Below are 15,957 nucleotides of genomic sequence, written 5' to 3'. Positions count from 1 at the left end.
CGCTGGGGGCGGGGGTGTCGATCATGGGGTGGTGGACGACGCACCGGACGGGACGGGCCCCGCGGCCGAGCGGCACGCGGGCTGGAACGAGCTGTTCTTCGACCTGATCGCGGTGGCGGGGGTCGGGCAGTTGGCGCACCTGCTGCACTCGGGGCCGGACTGGCGCGCGGCGGGGCTGTACGGGCTGCTGTTCGGGGCGTTCTGGCTGAGCTGGGCGTGCTTCACCGTGTACGGGGACGTGGTCGCGGAGCGGACCAGCTCGGCCGCGCTGTTCGTGGCGATGGCCGGGATGGCGGTGATGGCGGCGGCCGTCGAGGGCGTGCACGAGCAGGCCCGGGCGAACGCCTTCGCGCTGACGTACGTGCTGCTGCGCTGGTACGCGGGGCGGCTGTGGCGGCAGGGGCGGAGCCTGCTGGTGGTGCCGGACTGGCCGGTCGCCCAGTACGGGGCGGGGGCGCTGCCGTGGCTGGTGTCGACCGTCGCGCCGGAGTCCTGGCGGTACTGGCTGTGGGGCGCGGGCCTGCTGGTGGACGCGCTGCTGCTGCTCGCGGCGCGGGAGGACCGGGAACGGGTGGCCTCGCGCTGGGCGGCGCGCCGCGAGCGGCACCGGGGCGGGCCGGGCGCGGACCGGCCGCTGCCGGAGCTGCGCGAGGCGGGGGTGGACGCCGCGCACCTGGGGGAGCGGCTGGGCCTGTTCATGGTGATCGTGCTGGGCGAGGGCGTGGTGCAGGTGATCCGGGCCGCCTCCGACCAGGAGCACTGGGACGTCCGGCTGGCCTGGACCGGTCTGGCCGCGATGACGCTGCTGGCCTCGCTGTCGGTGCTGAGCGTGCGGCGCGGCGCGGCCGCGTTCCCGCAGCTGGTCGCGGGCGGGCGGCCGCGCTGGGTGATGCTCTGCCACGCGGCGGGCTCGGCCGCGCTCGCGGCGCTGGCGGCGGGGCTGGGCCGGGCGGTCGAGCACGCCCACGGCACCCTCCCGGACGACACCCGGCGGCTGCTGTGCGCCTCGCTGGCCTGCTACTTCGCGGTGGTGCTGGTGGCGGTGCCGCCGACGCTGGCCGACCGCGGGCAGCTGCGCGGCTTCCTGGCGCACACCGTCCCGGCGGTGCTGCTGCCGCTGCTGCTGGCCGTGCTGCCGGTGTCGATGGCCGCCGGGGCGGTGGTGCCGGTGCTGCTGGTGGCCACCCTGTGGGCGCGCGGCTACCGGACGGGGCGGGCCGGGTAGCGGCGGGGACGGAACGCAACGAAAGGGTCACGTTCCGTTCTGTTAAATAGAATTGTTTGTCTGTTCACGGTCAGGATCTCGGTCGGCTACCCCTCAGCTACCCCGACTGGAGTCCCGCGTGAGCCCCTCCTCCGCGCACCGCCGCGCCCTCGGCGCGGCCGCCCTCGCCGCCACCGCCGCCCTCCTGCTCAGCGCCGTCACCACCGGCAGCGCTGCCGCCGCGACCGGCCGGGACGCGGCCGTCGCCCGGGCCAGGGCCAACGTCGCCCGGCACGCCGACCTGTTCGGCTACGGCCCCGGCCAGCAGCTCGTCCTCAAGGACGTCGTCCTCGACCCGGACGGCACCCAGCACGTCCGCTTCGACCGCGACTACCAGGGGCTGCCGGTGGTCGGCGGCGACCTGGTGGTGCACCAGGACGCGCGCGGCCGGCTCGCCGACTCCTCCCGCGCCGCGGGCCACGACCCGGCGGTGCCCACCACCCGCCCGGCCGTCCCGGCCCAGCGCGGCGCCGCCGAGGCGCTGCGGCAGGCCCCGGGCATATCCGGGGCCGTCTCGACCCCCGAACTGGTGGTCTGGGCCGCCGACGGCACCGCCCGCCTCGCCTGGCGCACCACCGTCAGCGGCACCGGCAAGCAGGGCCAGCCCGCCGGCCGGGTGGTGGTCACCGACGCCACCACCGGCGCGGCCATCGACAGCTACGACGCCGAGCACTCCGCCACCGGCACCGGCCACTCCGAGTACACCGGCGACGTCGCCCTCGCCACCACCCAGCAGGCGGACGGCGGTTACGCGCTGATCGACCCCGTCCGCGGCCACACCACCAGGGACGCGCACAACCTCTCCGCCAACAGCGTCAAGGCCGGCTCGGGCACGCTCTACACCGACGCCGACGACGTGTGGGGCGACGGCCGGAAGTTCTCCACCGACCGGGCCACCGCCGCCGTCGACGCGCACGCCAACACCGCCTGGACGTACGACTACTACAAGAACACCTTCGGCCGCAGCGGCATCAAGAACGACGGCAAGGGCGCCACCGTCTTCGTCCACGTCGGCACCGACTGGGACAACGCCCAGTGGTCGGACGCCTGCTTCTGCATGATGACCGGCGACGGCAACGGCAGCACCGACCCCGAGCAGGTCGACCTCGACACCATGGGCCACGAGATGACCCACGGCGTCACCAGCGCCACCGCCAACCTCCGCTACAGCGGCGAGTCCGGCGGCCTGAACGAGTCCACCAGCGACATCTTCGGCACCATGGTCGAGTGGTACGCGAACAACGCGGTCGACAAGGGCGACTACCTGTTCAGCGACCAGTCCACCCCGCCGTGGCTGCGCCGCTTCGACCGGCCCTCGCTGGACGGCGGCTCGGCGGACTGCTGGAGCAAGAAGGTCGCCCGCCTCGACGTGCACTACTCCTCCGGCGTCGGCAACCACTGGTTCTACCTGGTCAGCGAGGGCAGCGGCGCCAAGACCGTCAACGGCGTCGCCTACGACTCGCCGACCTGCAACGGCTCGACCGTCACCGGCATCGGCAACCAGAAGGCCGCCGCGATCTGGTACCGGGCGCTGACCGTCTACATGACCTCCACCACCGACTACAAGGGCGCCCGCACCGCCTCGCTGAACGCCGCCCGCGACCTGTACGGCGCGGGCTCGGCCGAGTACGCGGCGGTGGGCGCGGCCTGGAGCGCGGTGTCCGTCTCCTGACCCGCCGCCGACCCGGCGTCAGGCCCGGTACGCCAGGGCCCGGCGCAGGTGGTGGTCGGCGACGTCCAGCATCCACTGCCGGTCGGGGAAGTCGCCGGCGGCGATCCGCAGCGGGCCGCCGACCAGGTCCAGGTGCATGGCGTACCGGTAGAAGGCGAGCCGGCGAGGGTCGAGGGCGGGGTCGCGCAGCGCCTCGTAGTGCGGGCCGAAGCGCAGCCGCGTCCAGCAGTGCTCGATCTCGGGGTCGGCGTACAGCAGGCCCTCGACGTCGATCAGGACGGGTTCGCCGGCCGGTCCGATCAGGACGTGCTCGGGACCCAACTCGCCGTGCACCACGCCGAGTCCGGCGCGCGGCTCGACCCCGGCGTACAGGGCGTGCAGCTTCCCGGCCAGTTCGGACTCGGCGGCGGCGGCGCGCGGGTCGTGGGCGACGGCGGTGGCGAGGTTCACCAGCGCCCGGTCCCGGTAGGCCCGTTCGCAGCTGTCGCCGGTCGGGGCGCCGCCGGCGTCGAGCCACGCCACCCGGCCGAAGGCGGGGGCGCGGTGGGCGTGCATCCGGCCCAGCACCGCGGCCAGTTCGGCCAGGGCGCGCCGTCCGGCCGCCGGGTCGCGCTCCAGCAGGGACTCCAGGGTGCCGCCCCGGACGTCCTCGGCGACGGCCAGCTCGGCCGGGTGGAGCCGGCCGGTGCGGTCGGTGAACAGCAGGCGCGGGGCGCGGGCGCCGACGGCGGCCAGGCGGCGGGTGGCGGCCTCCAGCGGGTCGAGGCCGGAGGCGTGCGAGAACGGGTGCGCCGGCTCGTCGTGGCCGTCCGGGAGCAGGCCGCTCCAGTAGTCCTCGTCGGCGCTCCACAGGTAGACGACCGCGCTGGTGCCGTCGTCCAGGGCGACCCGGTAGACGCCCTTCCTGGTGCCGCCGCGCAGCCGGTCGACGGCGGTGATCCGGCGGTCGGTGCCGAAGGCCTCCCGGACGACGGGGGCCAGCGAGCGGGCGTCGGCGAACGAGCGGTGCGGCGGGTGCGCGGTGTCCATCGGCGCAGTCTCCCACCGGGCGGGCGCGCGGCCGGAACGGTTTTCCCGGCTCCGGCCGCGCCCCGCCCGGCGCCGGGTCAGCCGGTGAACGCCTCGATGAGGGTCCAGGTGGCCAGCACGGCCATGCACAGGCCGCCGACCCGCTGCACGGTGCGCAGCGGGACGCGCTTGGCGATGAAGCGACCGACCAGCAGGGCCAGCGCGGAGACGGACATCAGGGCGGCGGCGGAGCCGATCGCGGTGGGCAGCCAGCCGTTGGTGGCGGCCAGGTTGGCGGTGGTGATCTGGGTCAGGTCGCCCCACTCGCCGATGAACACCGTCATGAAGGCGGTGCCCCAGACCGGCCAGAAGCCGGTGACGGTCCGCGCGCCGCCCTCCTCGTCGTCATCGTCGCCGCCGGAGCGCAGCAGCACGAACGCGCCGAAGCCGAACAGCGCGGCGGAGACCAGCTTGACCGCGACGCCGGGCAGCAGGCTCAGCAGGCTGCCCGCGCCGACCGCGAGGGCGACGTGCACGAGGAAGGCCGCCGAGGTCCCGAACCAGACGTACAGCGGGCGCATCCGGGTGCCCATCGCCAGTGAGGCGAACATCGTCTTGTCGGGGAGTTCGGCGAGGAAGATCAGCCCGAAGGCGGTGAGCATCGCCAGGGGGTCGAAGGACATCGGAGTGCTTTCTGCAGGGGCCGGGCCGCGAGCTCGAACGGCACCGGGCGGGCGACGGGCGAACCTCTCGGCCCGGCACGACGAGACCTCCCGCACGGTGGGTGCGGCAGGGTCATGCACGGGGCCGAAGGTCTCGTCCGTCGCGGCAGCGGCCTGCCGCGACCCACGGGCCGGGACGGGCGAGCCGTCCAGTGTGTCGACCGGTGGTGTTTCGGGACTACTCCCCTTCGCTCCGGCGAGTCTAGGGGATCGGCAAAGCGCGGGTAAAGCCGCCCCCGTCCCGGTGTGGACCGCCGGGCCCTGGGCACGCGCGGGGCCGGACCGAAGGGAGCGAGGAGATGGACGAGATGCCGCAGGGCGGTGCGGGCGGCGTGCCCCACGGGCCCGACTACGCGGGCGACGACTACCGGGCGGAGGGCCGGCCGCCGACCGTCCGCCACGACCGGCGCAGCGAGGGCTGGCGCTTCGAGCGCGACGCCGAGCGGAGCGCCGACGACGGCCGGGACGACGGCCGGGAGCACGAGACGGCGCAGGACGACGGGCCCGAGGAGGACCGGCCGGAGAGCGAGCAGGGGAACGCCACCACCGCCGAACCCGGCCGGGCCCGCCGGATCCACCCGGAGGAGGAGGTGCGTCCCGAGGGCTGACGGCGGGACGGCGCCGGACCGGTGGCCCGTTCTCGACCGTGCGGGCGGGCGGCGGCGGCCGGTGGCGGCATGGACATGCCTGGTGGCGGGCGGTGCGACGGCCCGCCGAGCGGGCCGGGATCCGGACAGAATGCGGCCCGGCGGCCCGGCGTCCTTCTCCTGGGCACGGACCGCGAGTTAGCGTGACGGTGAGTTAGTTGCCCGAGGCACTCAATTGCCGGGCCCGCCCGCCGCACCCCCGACCCCGCACCCGGGACCGGGCCCGCGCGCCGACCGGGCCCCGGGAAGGGACCCACCATGGCCACTGCCGTCCCCACCACCCACCCCGCCCCGCGCGGCACCTGCCCGTTCGCACCGCCGCCCGCCTACCAGCAGGCCCGGCAGGACGAGCCGGTCAGCCGCGTCGCCCTCTGGGACGGCAGCCCGTCCTGGCTGGTCACCCGCCACCAGGACGCCCGCGACCTGCTCGCCGACCCCCGGCTCAGCGCCGACGCCACCCGCCCCGGCTTCCCCTTCCTCAGCGCCGCCGCCCGCCACATCGGCGCCGGCAAGGCGTCCTTCATCCGGATGGACGACCCCGAGCACCACCGGCTGCGCCGGATGCTCACCGGCGACTTCACCATCCGCCGGACCGCCGCCCTGCGCCCCGCGATCCAGCAGGTCGCCGACGACCTCTTCACCACCATGACCACCGGCCGCACCGGCGCCGACCTGGTCGCCGAGTTCGCCCTCCCGCTGCCCTCCCTGGTGATCTGCCTGCTGCTCGGCGTCCCCTACCAGGACCACGAGTTCTTCCAGCGCTGCAGCCGCACCCTGCTGCGCCGCGACAGCCCGATCGAGGAGGTCGTCACCGCCCAGCAGGAACTCACCGACTACCTCGACGCCCTCACCGACCGCAAGCGCACCGAACCCGACGACGCCATCCTCAGTCGCCTGGTCGCCCGCGGCGAACTCACCACCGAGGAGATCGGCGCGATGGGCCGCCTGCTGCTCATCGCCGGCCACGAGACCACCGCCAACATGACCGCGCTCTCCGTCCTCGCCCTGCTCCAGCACCCCGACCAGCTCGCCCACCTGCGCGCCCACCCCGAAGCCACCCCCGCCGCCGTCGAGGAACTGCTGCGCTGGCTCAGCATCGTGCAGAGCGGCGTCACCCGGGTCGCCGTCGAGGACATCGAGATCGGCGGCGTCCTGATCCGGGCCGGCGAAGGCGTGATCTGCCAGCTCAACACCGCCAACCGCGACGGGGACCGCTACCCCGACGGCGACGCCCTCGACCTCACCCGCGACACCCGCCGCCACCTCGCCTTCGGCTTCGGCGTCCACCAGTGCCTCGGCCAGCCGCTGGCCCGGCTGGAACTGGAGATCGCCCTCGACACCGTGTTGCGCCGCCTGCCCGGACTGCGACTGGCCGTGCCCTTCGAGGAGATCCGCTTCCGCCACGAGATGACCGTCTACGGCATCGACTCCCTGCCCGTCACCTGGTGACCCCCGCCCCGAAAGGTAGGCCCCCCGTGCTCGTCCACGTCGACCCCGACCGGTGCTGCGGCGCCGGACAGTGCGTCCTCGCCGCCCCCGAGGTGTTCGACCAGCGCGAGGACGACGGCACCGTCCTGCTGCTCGACGCCAACCCGCCCGCCGCCCTCGTCCGGGAGGTCGCCGACGCCGTCGCCGCCTGCCCCGGAGGGGCGATCCGACTGGAGGAGGACCCGCCCCGGTAGGCTGCCCAGCCGGCACCGCGGCGAGTACGGGGAGAGCACGTGCAGGACACCGGGTTCGTCCCGCGCGGGGTCACCGACCTGCGCGGCCGCGCGGGCGGACCGCTGGTGCTCCACTACGGACCGCGCGCCGTGGTCGTGGTCGGCGGCGTGCCCGGCAGCGGCAAGTCCACCCTGCTGCGCCGCTGGGACGCCCCCGCCACCCTGATCGACCCCCGCACCACCCGGCTCGCCTGCCAGGCCAGGGTGCCCGCCGCCGTCCCCTACCCCCTCTACCGGCCCGCCGTGCGCCTGCTGCACCTGCTGCGCACCCGCGCCGCGTTCCGCCGCCCCGGCCCGCTGCTGGTGCACGACTGCGGCAGCCGCTGGTGGATGCGCCGGGCCCTCGCGCACTGGGCCCGGCGCGGCGGACGCGAACTGCACGTCGTGCTGCTCGCCGTCCGCCCCGCCGAAGCCCTCGCCGGACAGCACGCCCGGGCCCGCACCGCCGCGCCGCGCACCTTCCGGCTGCACGTGCGGCGCACCGCCCGGCTGCTGGCCGGACTGGAACGGCGCGGACGGGCGGCGTTCCCCGGCGCCCGGACGGTGCTGCTCGCCGACGCGGCCTCCCGCGAACGGCTCACCGGGATCCGGTTCGGGGACGCGTGAGGGACGGGTGAGCGACGCGGGACCGGGTCAGTGGCCGCGGGCGATCCACTCCGCCAGGTGCGGGGCCTCCGCGCCGACGGTGGTCGAATCGCCGTGCCCGGTGCGCACCACCGTCTCCGGGGGCAGCGTCAGCAGCCGCTCCCGGATCGACTCGACGATGGTCGGGAAGTCCGAGAACGACCGGCCGGTGGCGCCCGGGCCGCCCGCGAACAGGGTGTCACCGGTGAAGACCGTGCCCAGCTCCGGCGCGTACAGGCTGACCGCGCCCGGGCTGTGCCCCGGCGTGTGCAGCACCGTCAGCACCGTGCCCGCCACCGGGATCTCCTGACCGTCCGCCAGCGCGGCGTCCGGCTCGCGGTCCGGGTGGGTCTGCCGCCACAGCACCTGGTCCGAGGGGTGCAGCAGCACCGGGGCGCCGCCGTTCAGCGCCGACAGCGCCGGGGCCGCGTCCACGTGGTCGTTGTGCGCGTGGGTGGAGACCACCGCCAGCAGCCGCCGACCGCCCAGCGCCGCGTGGATCGCCGCCGCGTCGTGCGCCGCGTCGATCACCACCGCCTCGCTGTCGTCACCGACGATCCACACGTTGTTGTCGACCTGCCAGGTGCCGCCGTCCAGGCTGAACTCGCCCGAGGTGACCAGCTGTTCGATCCGCGCCGCCATCAGAACACCACCACCGAGCGCAGCACCTCGCCGCGCTCCATCCGGGCGAACGCCTCCTCCACGCCGTCCAGCGGGATCGTCTCGCTGACGAACGCGTCCAGGTCCAACCGCCCCTGCAGGTACAGGTCGATCAGCATCGGGAAGTCCCGCTCCGGCAGGCAGTCCCCGTACCAGGACGACTTCAGCGCGCCGCCCCGCCCGAACACGTCCAGCAGCGGCAGCTCCAGCTTCATCTCCGGCGTCGGCACGCCCACCAGCACCACCGTGCCCGCCAGGTCACGGGCGTAGAACGCCTGCTCGTACGTCTCCGGGCGGCCCACCGCGTCGATCACCACGTCGGCGCCGTGGCCGCCGGTCAGGCTGCGGATCGTCTCCACCGCGTCCACCGCACGGGAGTTGACGGTGTGGGTGGCGCCCAGGCGCTGCGCCGTGGCCAGCTTGCGGTCGTCCACGTCCACCGCGATGATCGTGCCCGCCCCGGCCAGCCGGGAGCCCACCACCGCCGCGTTGCCCACGCCGCCGCAGCCGATCACCGCGACGCTGTCGCCCCGGCCCACCTGCCCGGTGTTGATCGCCGCGCCCAGGCCCGCCATCACCCCGCAGCCCAGCAGACCGGCCGCCGCCGGCGACGCCGCCGGGTCGACCTTGGTGCACTGGCCCGCCGCGACCAGCGTCTTCTCCGCGAAGGAGCCGATGCCCAGCGCCGCGGACAGCTCGGTGCCGTCCTCCAGCGTCATCTTCTGCTTCGCGTTGTGGGTGGCGAAGCAGTACCACGGCCGGCCGCGCTTGCACGCCCGGCAACGACCGCACACCGCACGCCAGTTCAGGATCACGTAGTCACCCGGCGAGAGGTCCTCGACGCCCTCGCCGACCGACTCCACCACGCCCGCCGCCTCGTGCCCCAGCAGGAACGGGAACTCGTCGTTGATCCCGCCCTCCCGGTAGTGCAGGTCCGTGTGGCACACCCCGCACGCCTGCACCTTCACCACCGCCTCACCCGGCCCCGGATCCGGCACCACGACGGGCACCACCTCCACCGGCGCCCCCTTCGCACGCGCGATCACACCCCGGACAACCTGAGCCATCTTCGGTACCCGTCCTCACTCGATCAACGGCGGCGCCCGGCACTGGACGCCGCCCAGCAGCGAACTTACGCCCTTTCAGCAGGGAAGTCGCCCGATCGGACCTGCGGCACGCGTGCCGCCTCCGGCGGGGAGGCGCCACGCGCGCCGGGCGGGGCGGTCAGCCCCGGGGGAGGGAGAGCAGCGCCCGGGCCCGCTCCGGGGTGATCAGCTCGCCCAGCAGCGGATCGGCCAGCAGCGAGACCGGCGCCAGGTGGTCCGGGCCCGCCGGGCGCCACAGCGGCAGCGCCGCCAGCAGCTCGGACCAGGCCCGCTCGGCGACCTCCGGCGCGATCTCCGGTCCGGGCCGGCCGTAGTGGGGGCCGGGGCCCAGCGGGGCGGGCTCGTCCCCGGCCGGGTCGGTGGTCCCCGGGGCGACCCCGGCCCAGGACCCGCTGTACCGGAGGGTGGAGTTCGACGGCACGATGAAGTGCATGGTCGTCACCTCGGAGCGGAACTCCCCGACCGGCCGGGCCGCCCGCTCGGCCGCCGCCCGCTGCTCCTCCAGGTGGGCGGCGAGCCCGTCGGCCACCGCGTGCACGGCCGCGTCGAACTCCGGCGGCCCGTAGCGGAACCGGAAACCGGGCGCGGTCATCGCCTCGTACTCGGCGAGCGCCGCGCGCAGCACCCGCGGGCCGTTCTCGCGGAGCTTGTCCAGGGCGTACGGCTCGTGCCCGTCCGCCTCCCGGACCAGCCGGACCAGCAGCGGCAGGAAGCCCTCGGACAGCAGCGGCTCGGCCAGGAACACTTTCGCGTCCCGCAGGCTCCACGGGATCCCGTTCTTCCCGGTCCGCCAGCCGTCCAGCAGCAACCGCAACTGCAACAGCAGCAGGCGGGCCCGCGGCCGGCCGAACTCCTTGGCCTGCCCGAACAGGTCCAGCGCGAGGTCGAGCTCGCCCGCGAGCGCCGCCCGGCGGCCGCGCTCCACCTCGGCGTCCCAGTGGTCCCGGGTCGGCCCGGCGGGCTGGGCGAGCGCGTGCATGGTGCGCCACTGGGCGCGGACCAGCTCGGCGAAGGACGCGTGGCGCTGCAGCCCCTCGCCCGACCAGGAGGCCAGCCAGTAACCCGCCCACTCGCCGTCCGCGTCCACGTCCTCCGGGTCGAGCAGCAGCACCGCGGCGTCACCTGCCAGGGACAGCCGCAGCGAACGGGCCAGGATCCGGGCCTCGGCGACCGCGACCTCGTCGTACTCGTCCTCTTCTTCCCCGGCGTCCCCGGCGTCCTCGTCCTCGTCCTCTTCGTCCTCGGACAGGCCGGCCAGTTCCTCCCAGATGTCGATCCAGTGGCGTTCCGGGGTGTCCCGCAGCCAGTCCAACCCGGTGGTGCCGGCCAGCTCCTCGATGAACGGGCCGGTCTCCCGCCAGCCGTCGGTGACCAGCAGGAACTCGCGCAGCGAGGGCGGCAGCGGGCGGCCGAGGCGGGCCTCGGCGGCGGCGACCTCCGGCTCGGTGGCGGGGGAGAAGCCGAGCCAGCCGTCCCGGAGCACCTCGGGGTCGACCGGGCCCTCCTCGGGGTCGGCCTGCTTCGCGGTGATCCACTCGGTGCTCCACAGCTCCAGGAACTCCCGCCACTGCACCCGGTCCACGCTCACTTCGGTCCTCTCCTCCGCCATGATCGACGGGCCCTACTCCAGCACGTCCCACCGTCACCGGGCTGGGCCGTTCGTGTGGTGAGCGCAGGGTATCGGTGAAGGTTCTGCGTCGATGCGCGGATCCCCGGGCCCGGCGGGTAGTCGGGCTCGTGCCGTCAGCTTTTCGGCACCGCCGTCGCCGCCGCCCGGAAGGAAGCCACCCCACATGGCCGTCGCCACCTGCTGGTCCACCGCCGTCACGCTCCCGCACAGCCCGCACCCCGACCTGGCAGTGGAGGCCGGGCTGCACTTCGACACCTCGCTGCCCTACGCCGTCCGGCTGGTCTTCCCGCCGGTGGGCCGGATCGACGCCGTGGAGTGGGTGTTCGGCCGCGACCTGCTCAACGAGGGCCGCCTCGCCCCCGCCGGACACGGCGACGTCACCGTCCGCCCCGGCGCCGCCGACGAGGTCCTGGTCACCCTGCACGGCGGCACCGGGGAAGCGGTGGTCAGCATCCCGGCCGAGATCGTCACCGGCTTCCTGGTCGAGTGCTACGCCCTCGTCCCGTCCGGCCACGAATGCGACCACCTGGACGTGGACGGCCTGATCGCCCGCGTCCTGGAAGCCTCTTGAAGTCCCTCGAAGCGCCTCGGAATCGCTGAAGGTGCACGTGCGGGCGGTACGGGCCACCGACCTGCGCAAGACGGCCGCAGGTGTGCACGGCTTCCCGAGGCGTCGTTTCCCCGGGCGCCTGGCGCCTGGCGACGGGACGGCCGTGCCGGCGGTGGCAGTGGCGGCCTGACGTGCTGACAGCGCGGCTGTCAGCACGTCAGGCCGAGACCGGCGCCCGCTGCCCGGCTTGACGGCCCGGGAGCCGGGTGGGGGTCAGGAGGTGGGCATCAGGACGGTGTCGACGATGTAGACGGTGGCGTTGGCGGTCTGGACGTTGCCGCACAGGACCTTGGCGCCGTCGTTGACGGTGAAGTCCTGGCCCGAGCCGTTGACGGTCAGGTCGGTGCCCTCCAGGGAGGGGTGCTTGCCGGGGAGGGCGGTGGGGGAGAGGCGGTCCGGGGCGACGTGGTAGGTCAGCAGCTTGGTGAGCTTGGCCTTGTCGGCCAGGACGGCGTCCAGGTCGGCCTTGGGGAGCTTGGCGAAGGCGTCGTTGGTGGGGGCGAAGACGGTGATGTTCTGCGCGGAGTTGAGGGTGTCGACCAGGCCGGCCTGCTTGACGGCCGTCACCAGGGTGGACAGCAGCGGGTTGTTGGAGGCCGCGGTGGCGACCGGGTCCTTGGCCATGCCGGTGAAGGATCCGGCGCCGTCCTTCGGCACGGCGGCGCAGGCCGCGCCGAACGGTCCGTCGGCGACCGTGGTGGGGGACGCGGCGGCGGGGGAGGAGGCGGCGGAGGACGCGGCCGGGGCCGCACTGTCGGTGGCGGAACCCGAGCTGCTGCACGCGCCGAGGGTGAGGGCCAGGGACCCGGCGGCGAGCAGGGCGGCGAACGGGCGGGAGCGGAGCAGCGAAATGCGCATGGACGTGCCTTTTCTGGGAGGTGGGTTGCGAAACGGAGGGGTCAAGCGGTCTCAGTGCACGGTGACGACGGTGCTGTGCCAGCCCGTCGCCCCGGCGGGGAAGGGGTCGGCGCGCCGTTCGGGTTGCACGGCGCCGGTGGCGTCGGTGGCGCGGACCTCGATCCGGTGGGTGCCGGGGGTCGCGTCCGTCCAGGCGTACGACCACTGCCGCCACAGGTCGGGCCCGGCGTCGGCGGCCAACTCGGCTCGCTGCCAGGGGCCTTGGTCGATCCGGAGCTCGACGGCGGCGATGCCGCGGTGGGTGGCCCAGGCGGTGCCGGCGATGTCGACGGGGCCGGCGGGCACCTTGGCGAACGGTGCGGGGACCTCGATCCGGGAGGCGGTGCGGACGGTGCCGGTGCGGTCCCAGCCGCGTCGCACCCAGTACGGGTCGAAGGCGGTGAAGGTGGTGACCTCCAGGTCGATCAGCCACTTGGTGGCGGAGGTGTAGCCGTAGAAGCCGGGGACGACGCTGCGGCAGGGGAAACCGTGCGCGGGCGGCAGCGCCTCGCCGTTCATGGCGACGGCGAGCAGGGCCCGGCGGCCGTCCAGGACGGACTCCAGCGGGGTGCCGATGGTCATGCCGTCCTTCGAGCGCCCGACCAGCTGGTCGGCTCCGGAGCGGACCCCGGCGCGGCGCAGCAGGGCGGGCAGCGAGGCGCCCAGCCAGCGGGCGGTGCCGACGTACGGGCCGCCGACCTCGTTGGAGACGCAGGACAGGGTGTGGTCGAGCTCTTCGAGGGGTTCGCGCAGCAGGTCGTCGAAGGTGAGCAACTGCGGCCGGTCCACCAGGCCGTGGATGCGCAGCGCCCAGCTGCGCGGGTCGATCCGGGGCAGGGTGAGGGCGGTGTCGACCCGGTAGAAGTCACCGTTCGGGGTGGTGAACGGGGACAGGCCCGCGACGTTCGGGTGCACGGCCGGCAGCGGCGGGGGGAGCGGACGGGCGGGCGGCGGGACGCGGACGGCCGCCGTGTCGTACGGGGGCTGCGCCAGTAGGCGCCCGGCCAGGCCCGCGGTGGCGCCCGCCGCGAAGGTGCCCGCGGTCGCGGCCAGCGCGGTGCGGCGGGTGACGGTGCGCCGGGTGCCGGTGCGGCGGCCCGGCAGGTGCCGGGTGACGACGCGTCCGGGCGGTGCGGCCGTCAGTGGGTCGACGGGGGGAGCAGCGGGCGGGTCGACTGCGGCGGCGTGCAGCAGGCGGGCCAGGGCGGCGGCCGCGAGCGCGCCCACCGCACCGGCCACCAGCGAGGGGCCGCAGTCGCCCGCGGCCGCGGCCGGCCGGGACAGCGCCGCCCACCCGCCCAGCAGTCCGAACGCGCCGAACACGGCCGCGCCCGCGACCGGTCGGCGGAGCGTCAGCACCCCCGCCGCCAGGGCCAGCAGCGTGGTGGTCAGCAGGACGCCCGCCAGCAGCACCGCCTTGTCGTGCGTGCCGAACTCCCGTACCGCGTACTCCTTCAGGGCGGTCGGGGCCAGGTCGACGGCCGCCGCGCCCACCGCCACCACCGGCGAGGTCGCGGGCCCGGTCGCCAGTGCGGCCGACTCGCCCGCGCCCAGCGCCGCGACGGCGGCGGCCAGGCCGAGGGCGGCGCCGGTGACCGGGCCGGGGCGGCGCTGGGGGTTCTCGTTGTCCACACCCGGCATTCGGCGGGCGGTGGGGCCCGGATTGGTGCGAGTCGCGGAAGAGTCGGGGAAACGGCCGCGGCGAAGTGGTTCGGCGGCGCGGGCAATCCGCACGGGCGACCGTGACGAACAGGGGTGCAGTCGTGTTGTCGAGTCGTCGCGGCCGGGAGTTCCGGCCGCCGCAGGGGAGGCCCAGGTGCCCGTGGTGCAGCGCAGGAACGTCCAAGGCGGGGTGGCCGGATGAGCCACCTTGTCTCACTCGCCCCGCCGCGCCGGCCCGGGCCCGACCTGCGGGAGCTGCTCTCCCGCGTGGTGCGCGGCGACCAGGACGCGTTCGCCACGCTCTACGACGCCGTCGCCGGGCCGGTGTTCGGCCTGGTGCGGCGGGTGCTCCGGGATCCGGCGCAGTCGGAGGAGGTCACCCAGGAGGTGCTGCTGGAGGTGTGGCGCACCGCGGCCCGCTACCGGGCCGAACGCGGCGAGGTGCTGCCCTGGGTGCTGACCATCGCGCACCGGCGCGCCGTCGACCGGGTGCGCTCCGCGCAGGCCGCCGCCGACCGCGACCGGCGGGTCGCCACCGCGAACCACGGCGGCACCCCGTACGACGAGGTCGCCGAACAGGTCGAGGGACGATTGGAGCGCGAGCAGGTGCGACGCTGCCTGAAGACGCTGACGGAACTCCAGCGCGAGTCACTGACGCTCGCCTACTACCGCGGCTACAGCTACCCCGAGGTCGCCGAGGTGCTCGGCGCCCCCCTCGGCACCGTCAAGACCCGGATGCGCGACGGCCTGATCCGGATGCGCGACTGCCTGGGGGTGGGCGCGTGAACACCCTCGACCCGCACACCCTCACCGGCGCCTACGCCACCCATGCGCTCGGCCCCGACGAACACCGCGACTTCGAACGCCACCTCGACCACTGCCCGTCCTGCGCCCAGGAGACCGCCGAGTTCGCCGCCACCCTGGCCCGGCTCGGCGCCGCCGAGGCGGTCACCCCGCCCGAAGCGCTCAAGGGCCGGGTGCTGGCCGCGCTGCCCGGCGTCCGGCAGGAAGCCCCGCCGGTCGCCCGGACCGCCCCGGCCCGCGGCCGACTCGCCCGCCACGCGACGAAGTTCGCCCTCGCGGCCTGCCTCGCCCTCGCCCTCGGCGCCGGCGCGGTCGCCGTCCAGCAGCACCACGAGGCCGAGCTGGCCCGCGACCGCGCCACCACGCTGGCCCGCCAGCAGCAGACCGTCACCGCCCTGCTCACCGCACCCGACGCCCGCACCGCGACCGCCACCACCCCCGGCGGCGGCACCGGCACCGTCGTCTGGTCCGGCACCCGCGGCCAGGCCGGCTTCCTCGCCGCCGGCCTCCCCGCCCCGGGCCCCGACCGCACCTACCAACTCTGGTACGACGACGCGGGCACCATGCGCCCCGCCGGTCTGCTGCCCACCGGCAGCGGCACCCTGCTGCTCACCGGCGCGCTCGACGGCGCGGCGGGCGTGGGCGTCACGCTCGAACCGGCCGGCGGGTCGGCGCACCCGAGCGGGGCGCCGGTGCTGCTGCTGCCGTTCAGCTGAGGCGGCGGGAGCCGGACGGTGCCGGTCGCCGGTCGCCGGTCGCCGGTCGCCGGTCGCCGGTCGCCGGTCGTCGGTCGCCGGTCGTCGGTCGCCGGTCTGCGGCCGTGACCGGCGCCGCCCGGCGCGGGTGCCGGGGGGGGATGGGTATATCACACGTATGAACTCCATTCACAAACCTAGCAATATCGGTTTGGGTGGTTGTGGTTTAAGTGTG

The 15,957-nt window shown here is 75.2% G+C and carries 16 protein-coding genes; 9 read left to right on the top strand and 7 right to left on the bottom strand.

The features are described 5' to 3' along the window. Positions 1-31: 31 nt before the first annotated feature. Both ACWEO5_RS21630 and ACWEO5_RS21625 read left to right on the top strand, forming a co-directional pair. Positions 32-1,225, top strand: a complete 1,194-nt coding sequence (locus ACWEO5_RS21630; protein WP_452163920.1) for a low temperature requirement protein A — start codon at positions 32-34, stop codon at positions 1,223-1,225. A gap of 118 nt (positions 1,226-1,343) precedes the next feature. Then, entirely contained in the window at positions 1,344-2,936 is a 1,593-nt protein-coding gene (locus ACWEO5_RS21625; protein WP_452163919.1) for a M4 family metallopeptidase, read from the top strand. 18 nt (positions 2,937-2,954) lie between these two features. Here ACWEO5_RS21625 and ACWEO5_RS21620 read toward each other — a convergent pair whose 3' ends face one another. Beyond that, a complete protein-coding gene (locus ACWEO5_RS21620; RefSeq protein WP_452163918.1) occupies positions 2,955-3,965 on the bottom strand; it encodes a phosphotransferase family protein in 1,011 nt (336 codons plus the stop codon). Positions 3,966-4,042: 77 nt separating this feature from the next. Continuing rightward, positions 4,043-4,627 (bottom strand): TMEM165/GDT1 family protein, encoded by a 585-nt coding sequence (locus ACWEO5_RS21615; RefSeq protein WP_452163917.1) that lies wholly within the window; start codon positions 4,625-4,627, stop codon positions 4,043-4,045. Between the two features lie 338 nt (positions 4,628-4,965). Here ACWEO5_RS21615 and ACWEO5_RS21610 point away from each other — a divergent pair, with 338 nt between their 5' ends. From ACWEO5_RS21610 to ACWEO5_RS21595, 4 genes are all read left to right on the top strand, one after another. Further along, positions 4,966-5,274: a hypothetical protein gene (locus ACWEO5_RS21610; RefSeq protein ID WP_452163916.1), complete on the top strand. Its 309-nt coding sequence runs from the start codon at positions 4,966-4,968 to the stop codon at positions 5,272-5,274. A gap of 297 nt (positions 5,275-5,571) precedes the next feature. Next, positions 5,572-6,762, top strand: coding sequence for a cytochrome P450 (locus tag ACWEO5_RS21605; protein WP_452163915.1), 1,191 nt, complete (start codon positions 5,572-5,574; stop codon positions 6,760-6,762). 26 nt (positions 6,763-6,788) lie between these two features. After that, entirely contained in the window at positions 6,789-6,995 is a 207-nt protein-coding gene (locus ACWEO5_RS21600; RefSeq protein WP_344557602.1) for a ferredoxin, read from the top strand. Between the two features lie 39 nt (positions 6,996-7,034). Next, complete coding sequence (locus ACWEO5_RS21595) at positions 7,035-7,640, top strand: AAA family ATPase (protein ID WP_452163914.1); 606 nt, start codon at positions 7,035-7,037, stop codon at positions 7,638-7,640. 27 nt (positions 7,641-7,667) lie between these two features. Here ACWEO5_RS21595 and ACWEO5_RS21590 read toward each other — a convergent pair whose 3' ends face one another. The 3 genes from ACWEO5_RS21590 to ACWEO5_RS21580 all read right to left on the bottom strand — a co-directional run bounded on the left by ACWEO5_RS21590 (position 7,668) and on the right by ACWEO5_RS21580 (position 11,012). Beyond that, positions 7,668-8,300, bottom strand: a complete 633-nt coding sequence (locus ACWEO5_RS21590) for an MBL fold metallo-hydrolase (RefSeq protein ID WP_452163913.1) — start codon at positions 8,298-8,300, stop codon at positions 7,668-7,670. Continuing rightward, complete coding sequence (locus ACWEO5_RS21585) at positions 8,300-9,385, bottom strand: S-(hydroxymethyl)mycothiol dehydrogenase (protein WP_344557607.1); 1,086 nt, start codon at positions 9,383-9,385, stop codon at positions 8,300-8,302. The genes ACWEO5_RS21590 and ACWEO5_RS21585 overlap by 1 nt, the downstream gene beginning before the upstream one ends. A gap of 157 nt (positions 9,386-9,542) precedes the next feature. Continuing rightward, on the bottom strand, positions 9,543-11,012 hold the full coding sequence (locus tag ACWEO5_RS21580) for an SMI1/KNR4 family protein (protein WP_452163912.1): 1,470 nt from the start codon (positions 11,010-11,012) through the stop codon (positions 9,543-9,545). 205 nt (positions 11,013-11,217) lie between these two features. Here ACWEO5_RS21580 and ACWEO5_RS21575 point away from each other — a divergent pair, with 205 nt between their 5' ends. After that, the gene (locus tag ACWEO5_RS21575; protein ID WP_452163911.1) at positions 11,218-11,625 is read left to right on the top strand and encodes an SsgA family sporulation/cell division regulator; all 408 of its coding nucleotides are present in this window, start codon (positions 11,218-11,220) and stop codon (positions 11,623-11,625) included. Between the two features lie 252 nt (positions 11,626-11,877). Here ACWEO5_RS21575 and ACWEO5_RS21570 read toward each other — a convergent pair whose 3' ends face one another. Together ACWEO5_RS21570 and ACWEO5_RS21565 are read right to left on the bottom strand one after the other, a co-directional pair. Next, positions 11,878-12,522 (bottom strand): fasciclin domain-containing protein, encoded by a 645-nt coding sequence (locus ACWEO5_RS21570; RefSeq protein WP_452163909.1) that lies wholly within the window; start codon positions 12,520-12,522, stop codon positions 11,878-11,880. A gap of 51 nt (positions 12,523-12,573) precedes the next feature. Continuing rightward, entirely contained in the window at positions 12,574-14,202 is a 1,629-nt protein-coding gene (locus ACWEO5_RS21565) for a molybdopterin-dependent oxidoreductase (protein ID WP_452163908.1), read from the bottom strand. Positions 14,203-14,421: 219 nt separating this feature from the next. Between ACWEO5_RS21565 and ACWEO5_RS21560 the strand changes: the two genes are divergently transcribed. Both ACWEO5_RS21560 and ACWEO5_RS21555 read left to right on the top strand, forming a co-directional pair. Further along, the gene (locus ACWEO5_RS21560) at positions 14,422-15,009 is read left to right on the top strand and encodes a sigma-70 family RNA polymerase sigma factor (protein ID WP_344550377.1); all 588 of its coding nucleotides are present in this window, start codon (positions 14,422-14,424) and stop codon (positions 15,007-15,009) included. Then, on the top strand, positions 15,006-15,743 hold the full coding sequence (locus ACWEO5_RS21555) for an anti-sigma factor (RefSeq protein WP_452163907.1): 738 nt from the start codon (positions 15,006-15,008) through the stop codon (positions 15,741-15,743). Before ACWEO5_RS21560 ends, ACWEO5_RS21555 begins: the two co-directional genes overlap by 4 nt. Positions 15,744-15,957: the final 214 nt, after the last annotated feature.

It is taken from the genome of Kitasatospora sp. NPDC004272, from assembly GCF_053603035.1.
This window is presented reverse-complemented; position numbering and strand designations above follow the sequence as displayed.